The sequence below is a fragment of the Mycolicibacterium madagascariense genome, assembly GCF_010729665.1.
GTDB classification, from domain to species: Bacteria; Actinomycetota; Actinomycetes; order Mycobacteriales; family Mycobacteriaceae; genus Mycobacterium; species Mycobacterium madagascariense.
In genome coordinates this window covers 768,628-785,511 of sequence record NZ_AP022610.1, presented here as the reverse complement: position 1 = coordinate 785,511, position 16,884 = coordinate 768,628, and the positions used below count along the sequence as shown (strand labels likewise).

At 70.2% G+C, this 16,884-nt stretch carries 17 protein-coding genes; 7 read left to right on the top strand and 10 right to left on the bottom strand.

Annotated elements, in window-relative coordinates:
- The first annotated feature begins 26 nt into the window (after positions 1 to 26).
- Positions 27 to 1,619: a Na+/H+ antiporter gene (locus G6N60_RS03575; RefSeq protein ID WP_163743398.1), complete on the top strand. Its 1,593-nt coding sequence runs from the start codon at positions 27 to 29 to the stop codon at positions 1,617 to 1,619.
- Here the strand turns inward: G6N60_RS03575 and G6N60_RS03570 are convergent.
- The gene (locus tag G6N60_RS03570; protein ID WP_163732656.1) at positions 1,616 to 2,152 is read right to left on the bottom strand and encodes a MarR family winged helix-turn-helix transcriptional regulator; all 537 of its coding nucleotides are present in this window, start codon (positions 2,150 to 2,152) and stop codon (positions 1,616 to 1,618) included. The two genes, G6N60_RS03575 and G6N60_RS03570, sit on opposite strands and share 4 nt — an antisense overlap.
- Before the next feature lie 180 nt (positions 2,153 to 2,332).
- Between G6N60_RS03570 and G6N60_RS03565 the strand changes: the two genes are divergently transcribed.
- Positions 2,333 to 3,535, top strand: coding sequence for a cytochrome P450 (locus tag G6N60_RS03565; protein WP_163732653.1), 1,203 nt, complete (start codon positions 2,333 to 2,335; stop codon positions 3,533 to 3,535).
- A gap of 13 nt (positions 3,536 to 3,548) precedes the next feature.
- Positions 3,549 to 3,737, top strand: coding sequence for a ferredoxin (locus G6N60_RS03560; protein WP_163732650.1), 189 nt, complete (start codon positions 3,549 to 3,551; stop codon positions 3,735 to 3,737).
- A 6-nt stretch (positions 3,738 to 3,743) separates the two neighbouring features.
- Here G6N60_RS03560 and G6N60_RS03555 read toward each other — a convergent pair whose 3' ends face one another.
- A complete protein-coding gene (locus G6N60_RS03555; protein ID WP_246240284.1) occupies positions 3,744 to 4,367 on the bottom strand; it encodes a PaaI family thioesterase in 624 nt (207 codons plus the stop codon).
- Complete coding sequence (locus G6N60_RS03550; RefSeq protein ID WP_163732646.1) at positions 4,364 to 5,659, bottom strand: adenylosuccinate synthase; 1,296 nt, start codon at positions 5,657 to 5,659, stop codon at positions 4,364 to 4,366. The genes G6N60_RS03555 and G6N60_RS03550 overlap by 4 nt, the downstream gene beginning before the upstream one ends.
- Before the next feature lie 42 nt (positions 5,660 to 5,701).
- On the opposite strand from G6N60_RS03550, the gene G6N60_RS03545 reads away from it, so the two are divergent.
- Positions 5,702 to 6,346 carry a peptidase M50 gene (locus tag G6N60_RS03545; protein WP_246240281.1) on the top strand — a complete coding sequence of 215 codons (645 nt, stop codon included), beginning with the start codon at positions 5,702 to 5,704 and terminating at the stop codon, positions 6,344 to 6,346.
- A 9-nt stretch (positions 6,347 to 6,355) separates the two neighbouring features.
- The gene (locus tag G6N60_RS03540; protein ID WP_163732643.1) at positions 6,356 to 7,138 is read left to right on the top strand and encodes a site-2 protease family protein; all 783 of its coding nucleotides are present in this window, start codon (positions 6,356 to 6,358) and stop codon (positions 7,136 to 7,138) included.
- Here the strand turns inward: G6N60_RS03540 and G6N60_RS03535 are convergent, their stop codons facing one another.
- Positions 7,139 to 7,555, bottom strand: a complete 417-nt coding sequence (locus tag G6N60_RS03535) for a DUF3151 domain-containing protein (RefSeq protein ID WP_163732640.1) — start codon at positions 7,553 to 7,555, stop codon at positions 7,139 to 7,141.
- A gap of 113 nt (positions 7,556 to 7,668) precedes the next feature.
- Here G6N60_RS03535 and G6N60_RS03530 point away from each other — a divergent pair, with 113 nt between their 5' ends.
- On the top strand, positions 7,669 to 8,133 hold the full coding sequence (locus G6N60_RS03530; RefSeq protein ID WP_163732637.1) for a hypothetical protein: 465 nt from the start codon (positions 7,669 to 7,671) through the stop codon (positions 8,131 to 8,133).
- A 37-nt stretch (positions 8,134 to 8,170) separates the two neighbouring features.
- Here the strand turns inward: G6N60_RS03530 and fbaA are convergent, their stop codons facing one another.
- Positions 8,171 to 9,205 (bottom strand): class II fructose-bisphosphate aldolase, encoded by a 1,035-nt coding sequence (gene fbaA / locus G6N60_RS03525; protein ID WP_163732634.1) that lies wholly within the window; start codon positions 9,203 to 9,205, stop codon positions 8,171 to 8,173.
- 75 nt (positions 9,206 to 9,280) lie between these two features.
- The gene (locus G6N60_RS03520; protein ID WP_163732631.1) at positions 9,281 to 10,294 is read right to left on the bottom strand and encodes an alcohol dehydrogenase catalytic domain-containing protein; all 1,014 of its coding nucleotides are present in this window, start codon (positions 10,292 to 10,294) and stop codon (positions 9,281 to 9,283) included.
- Between the two features lie 82 nt (positions 10,295 to 10,376).
- Here G6N60_RS03520 and G6N60_RS03515 point away from each other — a divergent pair, with 82 nt between their 5' ends.
- Complete coding sequence (locus tag G6N60_RS03515; RefSeq protein ID WP_179969634.1) at positions 10,377 to 11,051, top strand: DedA family protein; 675 nt, start codon at positions 10,377 to 10,379, stop codon at positions 11,049 to 11,051.
- Here G6N60_RS03515 and G6N60_RS03510 read toward each other — a convergent pair.
- Genes G6N60_RS03510 through G6N60_RS03495 form a run of 4 tightly spaced genes read right to left on the bottom strand, consistent with a single transcriptional unit; the run spans position 11,048 to position 16,851 of the window.
- Positions 11,048 to 11,956: an LLM class F420-dependent oxidoreductase gene (locus G6N60_RS03510; protein WP_163732628.1), complete on the bottom strand. Its 909-nt coding sequence runs from the start codon at positions 11,954 to 11,956 to the stop codon at positions 11,048 to 11,050. The two genes, G6N60_RS03515 and G6N60_RS03510, sit on opposite strands and share 4 nt — an antisense overlap.
- 10 nt (positions 11,957 to 11,966) lie before the next feature.
- On the bottom strand, positions 11,967 to 13,787 hold the full coding sequence (nhaA, locus tag G6N60_RS03505) for a Na+/H+ antiporter NhaA (protein WP_163732625.1): 1,821 nt from the start codon (positions 13,785 to 13,787) through the stop codon (positions 11,967 to 11,969).
- Positions 13,784 to 15,736, bottom strand: coding sequence for an acetoacetate--CoA ligase (locus G6N60_RS03500; RefSeq protein WP_163732622.1), 1,953 nt, complete (start codon positions 15,734 to 15,736; stop codon positions 13,784 to 13,786). The genes nhaA and G6N60_RS03500 overlap by 4 nt, the downstream gene beginning before the upstream one ends.
- Positions 15,733 to 16,851, bottom strand: a complete 1,119-nt coding sequence (locus G6N60_RS03495; RefSeq protein ID WP_163732619.1) for a glycoside hydrolase family 76 protein — start codon at positions 16,849 to 16,851, stop codon at positions 15,733 to 15,735. The genes G6N60_RS03500 and G6N60_RS03495 overlap by 4 nt, the downstream gene beginning before the upstream one ends.
- Positions 16,852 to 16,884: the final 33 nt, after the last annotated feature.

Sequence of the window (16,884 nt, the reverse complement as noted above, 5' to 3'; positions counted from 1 at the left end):
CAAGGAGAGGAGGGTGTCGTCCCGTGGTGAGCGCCTCCCTGCTTGCGGTCCTCGTCGTGTCGGTGTTGCTGGCCGGCATCGCCCGCCGCTACGACGTCTCCGGGCCGCTGGCGCTGGTGGTCGCCGGCTTGCTGGCCGGCCTGATCCCCGGCGTCGACGGCATCGCGCTGCAACCGGATCTGGTGCTCTTCGTGATCCTGCCGCCGCTGCTGTGGTCGGCCGGCCTGGAGAGCAGCTACGTCGCGCTGCGCCAGAACACCAGGCGGATAGGCCTGCTCGCCGTCGGCCTCCCGCTGGTGACGACGTTCGCCGTCGGCATCGTCGCCTTCCACACCGTGCCCGAGCTGACGATCGCGGCCGCGCTCACCCTGGGCGCGATCGTCGCGCCGCCCGACGCGGTGTCCGCCGCGGCGATCGGCCGACGGCTCGGACTGCCCCGCCAGATCATGACCCTGCTGGGCGGTGAAAGCCTGCTCAACGACGCGACGGCGCTGACCGCCTACCGCGTCGCGCTGGCCGCGGCGATCGGCACCGCGGCGTCCTGGGGGACGCCGATCCTGACCTTCGCGCTGGCGGCCGTCGGCGGCACCGTCGTCGGCTGGGTGGCCGGATCGCTCATCGTCTGGGTGCGGACGTGGCTCGCGGATCCGTTGGTGGAGAGCGCCATCGGGCTCGTCGCACCGTTCTTCATCTACCTGCTGGCCGAGGAGGTGCACGGCTCCGGGGTCATCGCGGTCGTCGTCGCCGCCCTGATCCTCGGTCAGCGCAACACCCGCGCGAGCTACGCGACCCGGCTGCAGGACAACGCCGTGTGGCGGACGCTGCAGTTCGTCCTGGAGTCGTTCGCGTTCCTTCTGATCGGTCTGCAGCTGCCGACGGTGGTCGCCGAGCTCAAGGGCATCTCGGCGGAGACCCTGGCCATCGCGTCGGCGGCGGTGCTCGCGACCGTGATCGTGGTCCGCATCGTCTGGGTGTTCGCGATGTCGTTCATACCGCGCAAGCTGTCCCGGCGCATCCGCGAGAACGAGGAGAAGCCAACGGCGGCACAGGTATTCATCGTCGCGTGGGCGGGGATGCGCGGCGTGGTGTCGCTGGCCGCCGCGTTCGCGGTGCCCCTGACCACCCTGTCCGGGGCGCCCTTCCCCGGCCGACCGCAGCTGGTGTTCCTCACGTTCGTGGTCGTCGTCGGGACGCTGCTGCTGCACGGGCTGACGCTGCCCTGGATCATCAAGGTGCTCGACGTCCAGGGCGACGATGCCCACCAGGACGCGCTCGACGAGGCGGCGGCTCAGACCAAGGCGGCGCAGGCGGCCGCCGCCCGCCTCGACGAGATCATGGCCGCCCAGCGTGCCGACTCCGACGTCCACCAGCGGGCCGCCTCGATCCTGCGGCATTGGAACGACCGCCGCAGCAACGCCGCGTGGGAGCAGCTGGGCCGCAGTGACGACGAGATCGGCGAGGGCCCGGCCGCGGCGTTCAAACGGCTGCGCTTGGAGATGCTCAAGGCCGAGCGGGCGTCGTTCGTCTCCGAGCGCGACGCGGGTCGCATCAACGACGAGGTGCTGCGCTCGGCGCTGCGCGGCCTCGACCTCGAGGAAGCCACGCTGGACCGGGACTAAGGCCGCACCGCGATCTCGGTGCGGAAGTTCTGCATGGCGCTCACCATCGCGCCGAACGTCCGGTGGGCCGCGACCAGGTCGGCATCGGCCAGATCGGCCATCGCGCCGTGGTTGTGAGCGGCGAGCTTGGCGAAGAACGCGCGCGCGACGGCCAGGCCCCGTTCGTCGTAGCGGAGGATCACCTTGCGCCGGTCGGTGGGGTCGACCTCGCGGCGCAGGTGGTGGATGCCGGTCATCCGCACGACGAGGTAGGTGATCGCCGCACCCGAGAGCCCCATCTGCTTGCGTAGCTCGCCCGCGGTCAGCCGCACCCCGTTGGTCTCGGCGAGCATCACGAACAGCAGAGCCCGAAACTCGTTGGCGGACAACTGGTTCTGCTCGGCGAACGTGCGTGCCACCCAGTTCGACTCGGAGGTCAACTCACGCAGATCGGCGATGATGAGGCGCTCCAGCCGGGCGCGGTCGCCCTCGTCCCCGACGCGCTCGGACCCGTCGCCACCGACGTCGTCGATGCCGTCACCGCCGTCGCCCATGTGCCCCTCCCGTCGTCGCCCAACGTTTCACGATCCGTGCGATTTCGATCTTGAACGAGACTATGTCGGATCGGCCCCCGGTCGGCAGAGCGGGCCCCGCCAATCACCTCGGCCGCCAGCTCGACCCCAGGTGGCAGGCTTTCTTAGCGCACTAAACTAAACGGCGGTACCGTCGGATCCATGACCGCTCCCACGCTCCCCCCGGTGCACATGCGCCGCGACGCCTTCGATCCCGTACGGGAGCTCGGCGACATCCGCGAGGGTGTCGGCGTCGCGCAGGTCGTCAACGCGTTCGGCATGCCGGTGTACCTGGTGACGCGGCACGACGACGTCAAGCGCGTCCTGTCCGACCACGAACACTTCTCCAACGCGCGACCGCCGGGGTTCGTCGTACCCGGGGCGCCGCAGCTACCCGAGGAGGAGCAGGACAGCGCGCGGTCGGGCAATCTGCTCGGCCTCGACCCGCCGGAACATCAGCGACTGCGCCGAATGTTGACGCCCGAGTTCACCATTCGACGGATCGAACGACTGCGGCCGCGGATCACCGAGATCGTCGAGGAGCACCTGGACGGCATGGCCGCCGCGGGCGCGCCCGTCGACCTGGTCGAGCACTTCGCGCTGCCCATCCCCTCGCTGGTGATCTGCGAGCTACTGGGCGTGCCGTACGAGGACCGGGCGGACTTCCAGGCCCGCTCGGCACGTCAGCTCGACCTGTCCCTGCCGATGACCGAGCGCATCGAGATGCAGCGCAGGGGCCGGGCCTACATGCGCTCACTGGTGGCCGCCGCGCGCAGCCACCCCGGCGACGACATCCTCGGCATGCTGGTGCGCGAGCACGGGGACGACACGACCGACGACGAACTGGTCGGCATCGCCGGTCTGCTGCTGCTCGCCGGGCACGAGACCACGTCGAACATGCTCGGTCTCGGCACGCTGGCCCTGCTGCGGCATCCCGACCAGCTCGCGGCCGTGCGCGACGAGCCCGACGCGGTCGGACCCGCCGTGGAGGAGCTGTTGCGGTGGCTGTCCATCGTGCAGACCTCGATCCCGCGTCTCACCACCGCCGAGGTCGACGTCGCCGGCGTCACGATCCCCGCGGGCCAGCTGGTCTTCGCGTCACTGCCCGCGGGCAACCGCGACCCCGAATTCGCCTCGGCGCCAGAGGTTCTCGACATCCGCCGCGGCGCTCCCGGGCACCTCGCGTTCGGCCACGGCGTGCACCACTGCCTCGGCGCGCCGCTGGCGCGGATGGAGATGCGGATCGCGTGGCCCGCCCTGCTGCGACGCTTCCCGAACCTGGCGCTCGCCGAGGACTTCGCCGACGTCCAGTTCCGCTCCTTTCACTTCATCTACGGGCTACGGTCGTTGCTGGTTCGTTGGTAGGGAGGTGGTGACGATGAGACTGGAAGCTGATCGCGAGGACTGCATCGCGTCGGGCAACTGCGTGATGATCTCCGACGCCCTGTTCGACCAGGACGACGAGGGCATCGTCGTGATCCTGCAGGAGGACGTGCCCGAGGGTGAGGAGGACCGCGCCCGCGAGGCCGTCAAGATCTGTCCGGCGTCGGTGCTGCGCCTGGCCTGAGGGGCCTCAGGGTTGACCGGGCAGCAACCGGACCATCAACCCGTTGGCCTCCGCGCACAGCGTGCCGTCGGGCTGGCGCAATTCCGCGTTGACGAACGCCTTGCGACCGTCGACCTCGCGGATCCAGCCGCGCGCGCTCAGCGTCGTGTCGATCGGGGTCACGCTGCGGTAGTCGACGTGCAGGAAGGCGGTCCGGCTGATGGGTCGGCCCGCGCCGTGGATGACCATGCCGAAGATCGAATCGAACAGCAGCGGCAGCACCCCGCCGTGCACGGCCATGTTGCCGCCGACGTGAAAACGGGTGAACCGCACGCTCACCGCGACGCCCTCGGCGTCGATTTGCTCGATGACGTAGGGCGGCATCAGCAGACTGCCGGTGCCGGGCAGCTCGGGCACCCGGCCTGCGGGCCCGACCCCCTCGGGCGCGTCGTAGGGCTCGAGCAGCTCGACGAGCCCGGCGGCACGCGCGGCGGCCTCGATCCACGTGGCGTCGTCCGGAGCGGCCGCGACGGCGAGATCCTGCAGCCGCCGCATCGAGGTCACGAACGCTGCGAAACCCGGTGGGGGGGAGACGGGTTGGAGGACCGGGAACCCGCCGTGCAGGTCCTCCCGAAACGGCTCGGCGCTCACCTGGGTGCCAATACGTCGCGCCGCACGATCGTCTGTTCCCGGCCGGGTCCCACGCCGATGCACGAAACATGGGCGCCCGCAAGCTCTTCCAGCCGCAGCACGTAGTCACGGGCCTTGGCGGGCAGATCGTCGAACGAGCGTGCGGCGGAGATGTCCTCCCACCAGCCGGGCAGCTCCTCGTAGACGGGCTCGGCGATCGCGATGTCGCTCTGCGTCATCGGCATCTCGTCGGTGCGCTTGCCGTTGACGGTGTAACCCACGCACACCGGCACGGTCTCGAGGCTCGACAGCACGTCGAGCTTGGTCAGGAAGTAGTCGGTGATGCCGTTGACGCGCGTCGCGTAACGCGCGATGACGGCGTCGAACCAGCCGCAGCGACGGGCCCGGCCGGTCGTGACGCCGACCTCCCCGCCCGTCTTGGACAGGTAGGCCCCGAACTCGTCGAACAGCTCGGTCGGGAACGGTCCCGACCCCACGCGGGTGGTGTACGCCTTGAGGATGCCGAGCACCGCGGTGATCCGGGTCGGCCCGATGCCCGATCCCACCGATGCGCCGCCCGCGGTCGGATTCGACGACGTCACATACGGATACGTGCCGTGATCGACGTCGAGCAGCGTGCCCTGGGAGCCCTCGAGCAACACGGCCTGCCCGTCCTCCAGCGCCTCGTTCAGCAGCAGCCGCGCGTCGGCGATGCGATGGGTGAAGCCCTCGGCCTGCGCGAGCAGCGCGTCGCGCACCTCGTGCGGGTCCAGGGCCTTGCGGTTGTAGATCTTGACGAGCACCTGGTTCTTGAATTCCAGTGCGGCGTCGATCTTTTGGGTCAGCGAGTCCGGGTCCAGCACGTCGGCCACCCGAATGCCGATGCGCGCGATCTTGTCCTGGTAGCAGGGTCCGATCCCGCGGCCCGTCGTGCCGATCTTCTTGCTGCCCATGTAGCGCTCGGTGACCTTGTCGATCGCCACGTGGTAGGGCATCAGCAGGTGGGCATCGGCCGAGATCAGCAGCCCGGAGGTGTCGACGCCGCGATCCTCCAGCCCCTTCAGTTCGGTCAGCAGCACGCCGGGGTCGACGACGACGCCGTTGCCGATGACGTTGGTGACGCCCGGCGTCAGGATCCCCGACGGAATGAGGTGGAGGGCGAAGTTCTCACCGTTGGGCAGGACGACGGTGTGACCCGCATTGTTCCCCCCCTGGTAACGAACCACCCACTGGACGCGGCCCCCGAGTAGATCGGTGGCCTTTCCCTTGCCCTCGTCACCCCACTGGGCGCCGATGAGGACGATTGCCGGCATGGCGTTATCTCCCGCTCATCTGCCTCGATACTGTGGCAGCCGGTGACACACCCTATCCGACCCGATCGCCAGCGGGAGAATCCGGCCACCGGCGCCGAGCTCGTCGTGCTGCGCTTCGGCGGCCGGGCCACCCCGCGATCGCTCGCCGGGCTGCCCACCGTCGAGGTCACCGCCCCCGCCGACGTCGACGCCGCACTCGACGCCCGGCGGCTCGTCGTGCTCGGCACCCACGCCGACCTGGCGGTCGTGCTGGCGCGGTTGCTGCGCGCCGACCGCCTCGACGTCGAGGTGGCGCACGTGCGGCGGTGGCGGGCCCGGCGCGCCCGCACGGGGACCGCGCGCCGGGTGCCGCTGATCCGCGACGAGACGGGCGCCGTCCTCGCCGGCGTGGCCCAGTGGCTGCCGCCGGAGCCCGCGGCCACCCTCACCGGCGAGGCGGTCGTCGACGACACGACGCTGTTCGACGGCGAGGTGACCGGCGTGCGGATCGAGCCGACGGCCACGCTCCCCGGCCTGCGGGCGCGGGTGGACGGCGGCGGACGGCGACCCCGCCGCTGGGTGACCGGCCGCGCCGCCCAACTCGGCACGACCGGCGCGGTGGTCGTGCGGGACGGGGTGCGCGCTGCCCGCCCCGTGCGACGGTCGACGTTCTATCGTCACACCCGGGGATGGCTCCGCGTCCAGTAGCTTCGAGTGGTGAGCAACGTTCGTCCCCTGCGCCAGTCGCTGCGCCCGAGCCCGGTGTTCCTGGCCATCGTGGGGATCACGGCCGCCGGCGGCGTGGTGGCCTGGATCGCCGGGGAGCCGCGGTCGCCGCTGTCCTACCTCGGGGTGTTCGTCTTCGTGGTGTTCGGCTGGCTGGTCTCGCTGTGCCTGCACGAGTTCGGCCACGCCTACACCGCGTGGCGCTACGGCGACCAGGACGTCGAAGTGCTCGGCTACCTGACGCTCAACCCCCTGCGGTACGCCAATCCGCTACTGTCCCTTGGGGTTCCGCTGCTGTTCATCGCCCTGGGCGGGATCGGCCTGCCCGGCGGCGCGGTGTGGGTCCGTACCTCGTGGATGACCAACCGCCAGCGGACCACGGTGAGCCTGGCCGGGCCCTTCGCCAACGTCGTGCTCGCCGTCGTGCTGCTGATCTCGACGTCGCTGTTCTGGGACCCCGATCACCTGGTGTTCTGGTCGGCGATGGCGTTCCTCGGCTTCCTGCAGGTGACGGCCGTGCTGCTGAACCTGCTGCCCATTCCCGGCCTCGACGGTTACGGCGCCCTGGAGCCGCACCTCAAGCCCGAGACGCAGCGTCAGCTCGCGCCGGTCAAGCAGTGGGGCTTCCTCATCCTGTTCCTGTTGCTGATGGCGCCTCTGCTCAGCAGCTGGTTCTTCTCGATCGTGCTGTGGTTCGTCGACCAGGCCAACGTCCCGGCGTTGCTGGTACCGCTCGGGTCCCAGCTGACGCGGTTCTGGTCCGCCTGGTTCTAGTCAGGCCAGGCCGAGGTGCCCGCGGGCGCTGGGGTCGCAGTCGTCGAGCAGGTCGAGGCAGCGCAGGTTCTCGTCGGTCTCGCCGATGGCGTCCGCCGCGTGCGCGAGCACGGCCACGCAGCGCAGGAACCCGCGGTTCGGTTCGTGGGAGTAGGGCACCGGCCCGTAGCCCTTCCACCCGTTGCGGCGCAGCTGGTCGAGACCGCGGTGGTAGCCGGTGCGCGCGTAGGCATAGGCGGTGATGGCCTTGTCGTCGGCGAGCGCGTCCTCGGCCAGCGTCGCCCAGGCCACCGACGCCGAGGGGTGAGCGGCCGCGACGATTGCCGGGTTCTCCCCCGCCGCCAGCTCGGCTTCGGCTTCGGGGTCGCCGGGCAGCCGGACGGGATCGGGACCCAGCAGGTCGCCCATGTGTGTCATGGGGGCCATTGTGCCGTGCTGATCCAGGCCCGACGCACGGGCACCGCCTTGCGCGTTGCGGCGGGCGTCGATGGATAAGCTCTGCAGTAGCCGCGAGGGAGGACTGAGCACGAATGTCGAACCCATCCGGGACGGACGCGAACGACGAGCCGGTCGGCGACGACGGGTCCTCACCCGAGACCGAGGTGATCGACCCGACCGCGTTGGCCGCCGTCGCGGAATCCGAACCCGACGAGCAGCCCGAGCGCCGCTACACCGCGCCGTCGGGGTTCGATGCGGGCAAGACCCAGATCATCGAGACCCACGAGCCGGCCACCGAGATGATGGCGGCGGGCGACTCCACTCAGCCGATCACGCATTCGGTTGCGCCGCAAGAGATTCCGGGCCGCGGCCGAATCCCCAAGCTGACGGGCCGCAGCCGCAGCTGGGGCTGGGTGATCGCCCTGGTCCTCGTCATCGCCGCGCTGGCCGCGGTGGCCATCCTCGGCACCGTGCTGCTCACCCGCACCGCGTCGCAGCAGGACGGGGTGGGTGCGACGCTAGCCACCCAGCGATTCGTGGTCGATTGGTCGCGCTGACCGCTCCCGAATCGACACGAATCGCCGTCGGAGTCGGCTAGGCGGAGACGCTGCGGCCGCTGCTGTGCAGGTCGTTGCACGCCTCGACGACGCGCTCGGACATCGACGCCTCGGCCTTCTTGAGGTAGCTGCGCGGGTCGTAGACCTTCTTGTTGCCGACCTCGCCGTCGATCTTCAGCACCCCGTCGTAGTTGGCGAACATGTGCCCGGCGAGCGGGCGGGTGAACGCGTACTGCGTGTCGGTGTCGACGTTCATCTTGACGACGCCGTACTTCAGGGAGTCCTCGATCTCGGACTTCAGCGAGCCCGAGCCGCCGTGGAAGACGAAGTCGAACGGCTTGCTGCCCGCGGGCAGGCCGAGCTTGGCGGCGGCCACGTCCTGGCCCTCCTTGAGGACCTCCGGCTTGAGCTTGACGTTGCCCGGCTTGTACACGCCGTGCACGTTGCCGAACGTCGCGGCCAGCAGGTAGCGGCCGTGCTCACCGGCGCCGAGCGCCTCGATGGTCTTCTGGAAGTCCTCGGCGGTCGTGTACAGCTTGTCGTTGATCTCGGCCTCGACGCCGTCCTCCTCGCCGCCGACGACGCCGATCTCCACCTCCAGGATGATCTTCGCCTCGGCCGCGAGCTTGAGCAGTTCCTTGCCGATCTCCAGGTTCTCGTCGATCGGCACGGCCGACCCGTCCCACATGTGCGACTGGAACAGCGGGTTGCCACCCTTGGCGACGCGCTCGGCCGAGATGGCCAGCAGCGGGCGGACGTAGGTGTCGAGCTTGTCCTTGGGGCAGTGGTCGGTGTGCAACGCGACGGTGACGTCGTACTTGGCGGCCACCACGTGGGCGAACTCCGCCAGCGCGACGGCGCCGGTGACCATGTCCTTGACGCCCAGGCCCGACGCGAATTCGGCTCCGCCGGTGGAGAATTGGATGATGCCGTCACTGCCCGCGTCGGCGAAGCCCTTGATCGCCGCGTTCACCGACTCGGAGCCGACACAGTTGATGGCGGGGAACGCGAACGAATCCGCCTTGGCGCGGTCCAGCATCTCGGCGTAGACCTCGGGCGTGGCGATGGGCATTCGGGTTCCTCCTGGCGTTCTGCTCGGCTGTTGCAGGCAGTATCTCAACAATGGCGCCGCGGCGGCACCCCAGGGCTAGACCGTCAGCACCACCCGGTAGTGCGCCTTGCCGGAGTTCATTCGCTCGAACGCGTCGGCGGCCTCGGTCAGCGGACGTTCCTCGATGACTGCGCGCACGCCGGTCTGCAGCGCGAAGCGCATGGTCTCCTCGATGTCGCGCGACGTGCCCGATGGGTGCCCGGTCACCGACAGGCCCGCGTTGATGAGGTCCAGCGGGCTGATCGGCAGCGGTTCGGGCGTGACGCCGACGGTCACCAGCTGCCCCTCCGGGGCCAAGCCCCCGACGGTGTCGGCCATCGCCGTGGAGGCGGCCGCGGTCGCGAGCACGACGACGGCCCCGCCGAGCTTCTTCAGTTCGGCGGCGACGTCGGAGGCGTTCGAGTCGATGTAGTGGTGGGCGCCGAGCTCCTTGGCGGCGGCCTCCCGTTCGGCGCCGCGCGCGATGGCGACGGTCTCGAAGCCCATCGCCCGCGAGAACTGCATCCCGAGGTGGCCGAGCCCGCCGATGCCGAGGACGGCGACCAGGTCACCGGCCTTGGCGCGCGTCTTGCGCAACCCGTTGTACGTCGTGACGCCCGCACAGCCCATCGGGGCGGCCTCGGCGAACGAGAACCCCTCGGGGATGCGGGCCAGCGCCGTCGCCGGCGCGGTGACGGACTCGGCGTAGCCACCGGGGTAGTGCCAGCTGGGCACCTGCATGCGCTCGCACTGCATGAAGTAGCCGCCGCGACACGGCAAGCAGCGGTTGCAGTTGCCGCCGAACCAACCGACCGCCACCCGGTCGCCGACGGCGAAGTCCTCGACCCCGTCGCCGACCTCGGCGACCGTGCCCGCGATCTCGTGGCCGAGGGTGATCGGCCAGGACAGGCCGGGGAAGTGGCCCGCGTAGAACTCGCGGTCGGTACCGCAGACCCCGCACGCCGCGACGTCGATGCGGACGTGGTCGCGCGGCGGGGAGGTGGTCTCGACGTCGGTGAGGGTCAGCGACCCCTCGGGTGCATCGACATGGACGGCCTTGTGCGTGGACATGGTCTGAAGATTAGCCGCGCGCACCTCGTCGCGGTCGCCGTCTCAGCCAGACGTCAGGAATGCACCGGTATCTTGGGGACCCATGACCACCACCACCCTGGCGATGCCGGCCCTCCTCGATCCGGTACAGCTCATCGGGTACTTCGGTCCATGGGCGCTCGTCGGGCTGCTGGTCGTCGTCTTCATCGAGTCGGGGATCCTGTTTCCGATCCTGCCCGGTGACACCCTGCTGTTCGTCGGCGGCATGCTGGCGGCCGGCACGGCGGCCGAGTCCCACGAGGTGAACGCCAACTTCCAGCTGTGGCAATTGCTGGTGTTCGTCCCCATCGCGGCCATCGCGGGTAGCCAGGTCGGGTATTGGATCGGCCGCCTCATCGGCACGTCGATGTTCAAGCCCGACGCGCGGGTCCTCAAGCAGCGCTACCTCGACGAGGCGCACGCGTTCTTCGAACAGCGCGGCCCGTTCGCGATCGTGCTGGCCAGGTTCGTGCCGATCGTCCGCACGCTCGCGCCCATCACCGCGGGGGCGGCGAGGATGAGCTACGGCCTGTTCACCCTCTTCAACGTCATCGGCGCGCTGGTGTGGAGCTTCGGCCTGATCCTGCTGGGGTATTGGCTCGGTCAGTTCGAGATCATCCAGAAGCTGCTGGAGCCGATCTTCATCGTCATCGCGCTGATCTCGGTCGCGCCGCTGTTCGTCGAATGGCTCAAGCGCCGCCGATCGGCGGCGGCCGCCGAGACCGAACCGACCCCCTAGCCGAGTTCGAGCGCCTCGGCCAACGTCCGCAGCGCCGGCCGCGGGTCGGCCGTCGGGTCGGCACCGAGCACCTGCACGACGACGTGGTCGGCGCCCGCGTCGACGTGCGCCCGCAGCACGGCCGCCGCGTCGTCGACCGAGCCCATCCCGACCAGCCCGCGCGCCAGCCGGTCCGATCCTCCGCGCACCAGATCGGATTCGTCGAAACCCTGGCGCAGCCACGAGTTTCGGTAGTTGGGCAGTCCGCTGTAGACGTTGAGGTGGCCGTGCGCGTACTGCAGCTGCTCGTCGGCGTCACCGCCGACCACCACCGCCTGCTCGGAGACGATCCACTTGTCCGGGCCGAGCAGCTCGCGCGTCCTGCGCGACTGCTCGGGCAGCACCAGGTAGGGGTGGGCGCCGTCGGCGTGGGTGCCCGACAGCTCGATCATCTTGGGGCCCAACGCCGCAAGCAGTCGCACGGGCCTGCCCGCACCCGGCTCGATCGCCTCGGGAACCGACGCCATCTTGTCCAGGTAGGTGCGCATGGTGGCCAGCGGCTTGTCGTACACCCCGCCGAAGCCGTGTTCGACGAGCGGCGCGTGGCTCACCCCGAGGCCGAGGACGAAGCGGCCGGGGTAGAGCGCGTTCAGCGTGCGGCCGCCGGACTCCGCGGCCGAGGCGGCGCGCGCGTGGATGTTGGCGATGCCGGTGCCGACGACGAGGCGGTCGGTGGCCGCCAGGAACGCCGCCGACTGCGTGAGGCACTCCTTGCCGGTGACCTCGGGCAGGAACAGCGAGCCGTAGCCGAGTGCCTCGATTTCGCGGGCGACCTCCTGGGCCTTCGGCATCGGCCAGGTGTCGCTGGCCCACCAGACGCCGATCGTGGCGGGGAAGGCGATGACGGGACGCGTGGGAGAAGTCACGCCTGCGACTCTAAGCCTCCAGCGCGCGAATCAGACTCGCCGCATCCCACGGGCCGCGGTGTCGCTGCCCGTTGACGAAGAACGTCGGCGTCGCACCGAGATCCATCAGCTCGGCGTCCTGGGCGTCGTCGTCCACCCGGTGCAGCACCCTCGCGGAGTGCAGGTCCTCCTCGAACCGCTCGATGTCGAGGCCGATGCCGTCGGCGTAGCGGTAGATGTGTTCCATCTCGAGTTCGTCCTGGTACTCGAACATCGTGACGGCCATCTCGAAGAACCGACCCTGCAGGGCCGCCGCCTCGCTGGCCCTGGCCGCGTCGACGGCGTGCGGGTGGACGCGCTCCAGCGGCAGGTGCCGCCACACGTAGCGCAGCCGGTCGTCACCGAAGTAGGCGCGCACCTCGTCGATGGAGCCGGTCGCCCGGCTGCAGAACGGGCATTCGAAGTCGCCGTACTCGACGAGGGTCAGCGCGGCATTCGGGTTGCCCCGCAGGTGATCTCGCTTGGGGTCGACGTCGCGAATCAGGGTCTGCCCGACCGACACCGGCGGACTGAGCCGGTCGGTCACCTGGAACGTCGCCCAGCCGAGCAGCAGCGCCAGCACCGACGCGGCGAGCACCCCGACGCGCGCCTGGTCCTGCTTCGCGGGGTCGGCGATGGCGAGGTCGATGATGAACAGCGAGATGGTGAATCCGATGCCGGACAGCGCGGCGCCACCGGCGACCCGGCGCAGCGTCAGCCCGGGTGCGAGCACCCCGAGACCCGTCGCGCGCACCACCGCGGTGGCCCCCGCGATGCCGACGAACTTGCCGATCACCAGACCGGCCACCACACCCCAGGTCAGCGGCGAGTGCAGTGCCGCCGCGACGGTCGCGCCGTCGAGGTGCACGCCCGCGTTGGCCAGGGCGAACACCGGCAGCACCAGGTAGGAGACGTACGGGCCGAAGCCGGTCTGCAGACGTTCGTTGATCGAGATCGAATCGCGCAGACTGCGCGTGGCGGCGCGGGCGTACTCCGAATTGGGTGACTGCCGGAACGCGCGGATGACCTCGACGGCCTCCTCCACCCGTCGGCGTTCGGGCGTGAACACCGGAATCAGCAGTGCCACTGCGACACCCGCGAGCGTCGGGTGCACCCCGCCCAGCAGCAACGCCAGCCACAGACCGAACGCCAGCACGGAGTAGGCGGGACCGCGACCCATCGGCAGCCGGCGGACCGCGGCGAGGGCGCCGATGAGTGCGGCCGCGACGACGAGCGGAAGGACGCGAACGTGATCGGAGTAGAACAGCGCGATCACCAGCAGCGCGCCGACGTCGTCGACCACGGCCAGGGTCAGCAGGAAGGTCCGCAGCCGGGCCGGACACGTGGGCCCGATGATCGCGAGCGCGCCCACCAGGAACGCGGTGTCGGTCGAGATCACCGTGCCCCACGCCCGCGCGTCCTCCCCCGACGGGTTGAACAGCAGGAAGACGACGGCCGGGAGCAGCAGGCCCGCCAGTGCGGCGATGACGGGCACCGCCGCGCGCGCACGATCGGTGAGCTCGCCGATGGTGAACTGGCTCTTCACCTCGAGGCCGACGATGAAGAAGAAGAACGTCATCAGGCCGTCGTTGACGAGGTGCTGCACGCTCAGCTCGGCATGGTGGTCGCCGAACCGCAGCCCCACCTCGGTGCCCCAGAACGCCGAATAGCCATGCGCCCATGGCGAATTGGCCCAGACGATGGCGATGACGGTGAACGCGAGGAGCAGGGCCGCGGCGATGTTCTCGCCGCTGCGGACGGCGGTGGGGCGGCGACCGAACCGGCTGGGTGCGCGCGGTGCTGCCGCGGTCACGTGCGGGCGTGCCCCTCGAACTCGGCGAGCAGCTCGGGCCGGTCCACCGCCGACGGGGTGAGCACGTCGAAGGGCTTGGCGCCGAGCAGGATTCGCTTGATCGGGATCTCCAGGCGCTTGCCCGTCATGGTGCGCGGGATGCCGGACACCTCGATGACGTCGTCGGGGACGTGCCGCGGCGACGCGCCGGCGCGGATCGCCGCGACGATGCGGGAGCGCAGCTCGTCGCCGAGGTGCTCGCCGTCGGCGCACGCGACGAACAGCGGCATCCAGTAGCCACCGTCGGGCAGCTCGACGCCGACGACGAGGCAGTCCTGGATCTCGGGCATCCCCTCGACGGCGTCGTAGACCTCGGCGCTGCCCATCCTCACGCCGCCGCGGTTCAGCGTGGCATCCGAACGGCCGTGCACGACGACCGAATTCCGGTCGGTGACGGTGATCCAGTCGCCGTGGCACCACACCCCGGGGTACTTGTCGAAGTACGCCGCGCGGTATTTCTCGCCGTCGTCGTCGTTCCAGAAGAAGACGGGCATCGACGGCATCGGCTGGGTGATCACCAGCTCGCCCGCCTCGTTCACGACGGGCCTGCCGTCGACCCAGGCCTCGGCCTGCACGCCGAGGCAGACGACGTTGAGCTCACCGGCCCGAATCGGCACCAGCGGGCAGCCGCCGATGAACGCCGTCACCACGTCCGTCCCGCCGCTCATCGAGAACACCGGCACCGGCCGCCCGATGCCCTCCTGCAACCAACGAAAGCCGGAGGCGGGCAGGGGCGAACCCGTCGAGCCGATCGTCCGCAGCGCCGCCAGCGAATGGTCCCGACCGGGGTGCAGCTCCTCCTTCGCACACGCCAACCAGTAGCCCGCGCCGGCGCCGAGGACCGTCACGCCGTGCTCGGCTGCCACCTGCCAGAGGTAGTCGGTGCGACCGTAGGTGGGACTGCCGTCGTAGAGCACGATCGTCGCGCCGACGAGCAGCCCCGACACCAGCATGTTCCACATCATCCAGCTGGTGCTGGACTGCCACAGGAAGCGATCCTCCGGCGTCAGATCCAGTTGCAGGGTCAGGTATTTCAGCTGTTCGAGCAGCACTCCGCCGTGTCCGTGCACGATGCCCTTCGGCGTGCCCGTCGTACCCGAGGAGAACAGCACCCACAGCGGATGGTCGAAGGCGACGGCGGTGACGTCGAGCTCAGCCCCCGCGCCGCGTTCGAGCACCTCCGCCCACGTGACGGCTCCCTCGACCGGCTCCCCCAGCCGCGGCACCACCACCGTCGCCGTCAATGTGGTGAGGGCAGAACGGATTTCGTCGATCTCGGCATGGCGGGCGCGGGACTTGCCCGCGTAGACCGACCCGTCGCTGGCGACCAGTACCTTCGGCTCCAGCTGGCCCAGGCGGGCGACGACGCCGCTGACGGCGAGGTCCTGGTTGCACACCGCCCACGTCGCCCCGACGCTCGCGGCGCCCAGGAACGCGACGACGGCCTCCCCTACGTTGGGGAGATACCCGACGACGCGGTCGCCGGGTCCGACCCCGACGCTGCGCAGGTAGGCGGCGAACGCCGCCGTCTCCGCGCGCAGGCGTGCCCACGACCACTCCGTGGAGCCGTCCTCACCCGCGGCCACCATGGCGGGCCGGGCGTCGGTGGCGTGCCGGAACGCCTGCGTGACGTAGTTGAGGGTTGCACCGGGAAACCATTGCGCACCAGGCATTTCCGTGCTGGCGAGCGTCGCGGTCGGCGCGGTCTCGGCGGCGACGTCGAAGAACGTCCACACCGCCTCCCAGAACCATTCGAGGTCGGCGACGGACGCCGTCCACAGCGCGTGATAGTCGTCGAACTGGCCGCGGCCGGTGTCGGCCAACCAGGCCAGGAAGCGGGTGAGATTGGCGGCGTCGATGGTGTCCTGATCGGGCGCCCAGCTGCCCGTCAACAGATCGGCCGACGTCATTGCGCATCCTCCCCTTCGGACTCGGCGAGCGTGTGCGCCGCCTCCATCAGCATCCAGCCCGAAAGCTGTACCGACAGATCGCGTTCCGGCGTCTCGGAGGCGTTGACCGCGCCCTCGACGAACTGCGCGTCCTGACCGCCGGCCCTGGGGATCTCGGCGGCGCGGTCCCAGAACGCGGCGAACAGCGGCAGGCCGTCGACGGTCTGCCGGTCGTCCCACGCCGACTCCGCCGACGTGAGCACCAAAGTCCTTGCCGTCGCACGCGTTTCGACGTCGTCGGGGGTGCTCCCCAGCAGCGTGGTCGCGACCAGCGCCAGGTAGCGCGCCAGAATTCCGGCGAACAGGCCGCCATCGCCGCCACCCGCACCGGCGATGACGCCGCCGGGCGCCATGTGGTCGTGGACGGCCTTGACCAACCGGTGCACCCGCGCGGCGTGGCGATCGTCCTGGGTGCGGGCGGCGAGTTCGACCTCGAGCCCCAGCACGACGCCCTGGCAGTAGGTGTACTGCGCCCGCACCAGCGAACCGCCCTTGATGCCGTCGAACACCAGGCCGGTCTCGGGGTCGATCAGCGTGCCGTCGATCCAGTCGGCCATCTGCTGGGCGCGGCGCAGCCGGTCGTGGCGCGCCAGGAAGATGCCGGCGGGACCGTTGGCGGGCGCATTGAAGAACTGGTCCTGCTTGCGCCACGGAATGCCGCCGCCATCCTCCGGTACCCACGCGTTGAGGAACTGCTGGGCCAGGGTGTCCAGCGCCTTGGGATGCTCGACGCCGGCGAGGCGGCCCGCGCGTTCCAGGGCCAGCGCCAGCCACGCCATGTCGTCGTAGTAGTCGTTGGTCCAGCGCAGCGTGTTGCGCCAGTGGTGGCCGCGGATCTGGTGCTCGATGGTGGCCTTGCGCTCGGGCTGGGGATCGCGGAGCTGGGCGTCCACCAGACAGTCCAGCAGATGCGCCTGCCACCAGTAGTTCCAGCTACCGAAGGCCAGGTCCCGCTTCGTGGGCGGCCAGGCGCAGACGCCGAGCTGGGTGCCGGGCAGCCGCCACAGCTTCCGGTAGTGCCTCGCGGCGATCGCGGCTTCCGCACTGGCCGCACGGTTGGCCCACAGCTGATCCATTGACTCTTCCCGTCGCTTCGCTCGCCTGGTGGC

What these genes read in the sequence shown, in the direction of transcription:
- G6N60_RS03560 (WP_163732650.1), top strand. Translation starts at nt 3,549, where the DNA reads ATGAGACTGGAAGCTGATCGCGAGGACTGCATCGCGTCGGGCAACTGC.
- G6N60_RS03495 (WP_163732619.1), bottom strand. Translation starts at nt 16,851, where the DNA reads ATGGATCAGCTGTGGGCCAACCGTGCGGCCAGTGCGGAAGCCGCGATC.
- G6N60_RS03535 (WP_163732640.1), bottom strand. Translation starts at nt 7,555, where the DNA reads ATGACACACATGGGCGACCTGCTGGGTCCCGATCCCGTCCGGCTGCCC.
- G6N60_RS03520 (WP_163732631.1), bottom strand. Translation starts at nt 10,294, where the DNA reads ATGTCCACGCACAAGGCCGTCCATGTCGATGCACCCGAGGGGTCGCTG.
- G6N60_RS03515 (WP_179969634.1), top strand. Translation starts at nt 10,377, where the DNA reads ATGACCACCACCACCCTGGCGATGCCGGCCCTCCTCGATCCGGTACAG.
- fbaA (WP_163732634.1), bottom strand. Translation starts at nt 9,205, where the DNA reads ATGCCCATCGCCACGCCCGAGGTCTACGCCGAGATGCTGGACCGCGCC.
- G6N60_RS03530 (WP_163732637.1), top strand. Translation starts at nt 7,669, where the DNA reads ATGTCGAACCCATCCGGGACGGACGCGAACGACGAGCCGGTCGGCGAC.
- G6N60_RS03550 (WP_163732646.1), bottom strand. Translation starts at nt 5,659, where the DNA reads ATGCCGGCAATCGTCCTCATCGGCGCCCAGTGGGGTGACGAGGGCAAG.
- G6N60_RS03500 (WP_163732622.1), bottom strand. Translation starts at nt 15,736, where the DNA reads ATGACGTCGGCCGATCTGTTGACGGGCAGCTGGGCGCCCGATCAGGAC.
- G6N60_RS03570 (WP_163732656.1), bottom strand. Translation starts at nt 2,152, where the DNA reads ATGGGCGACGGCGGTGACGGCATCGACGACGTCGGTGGCGACGGGTCC.
- G6N60_RS03565 (WP_163732653.1), top strand. Translation starts at nt 2,333, where the DNA reads ATGACCGCTCCCACGCTCCCCCCGGTGCACATGCGCCGCGACGCCTTC.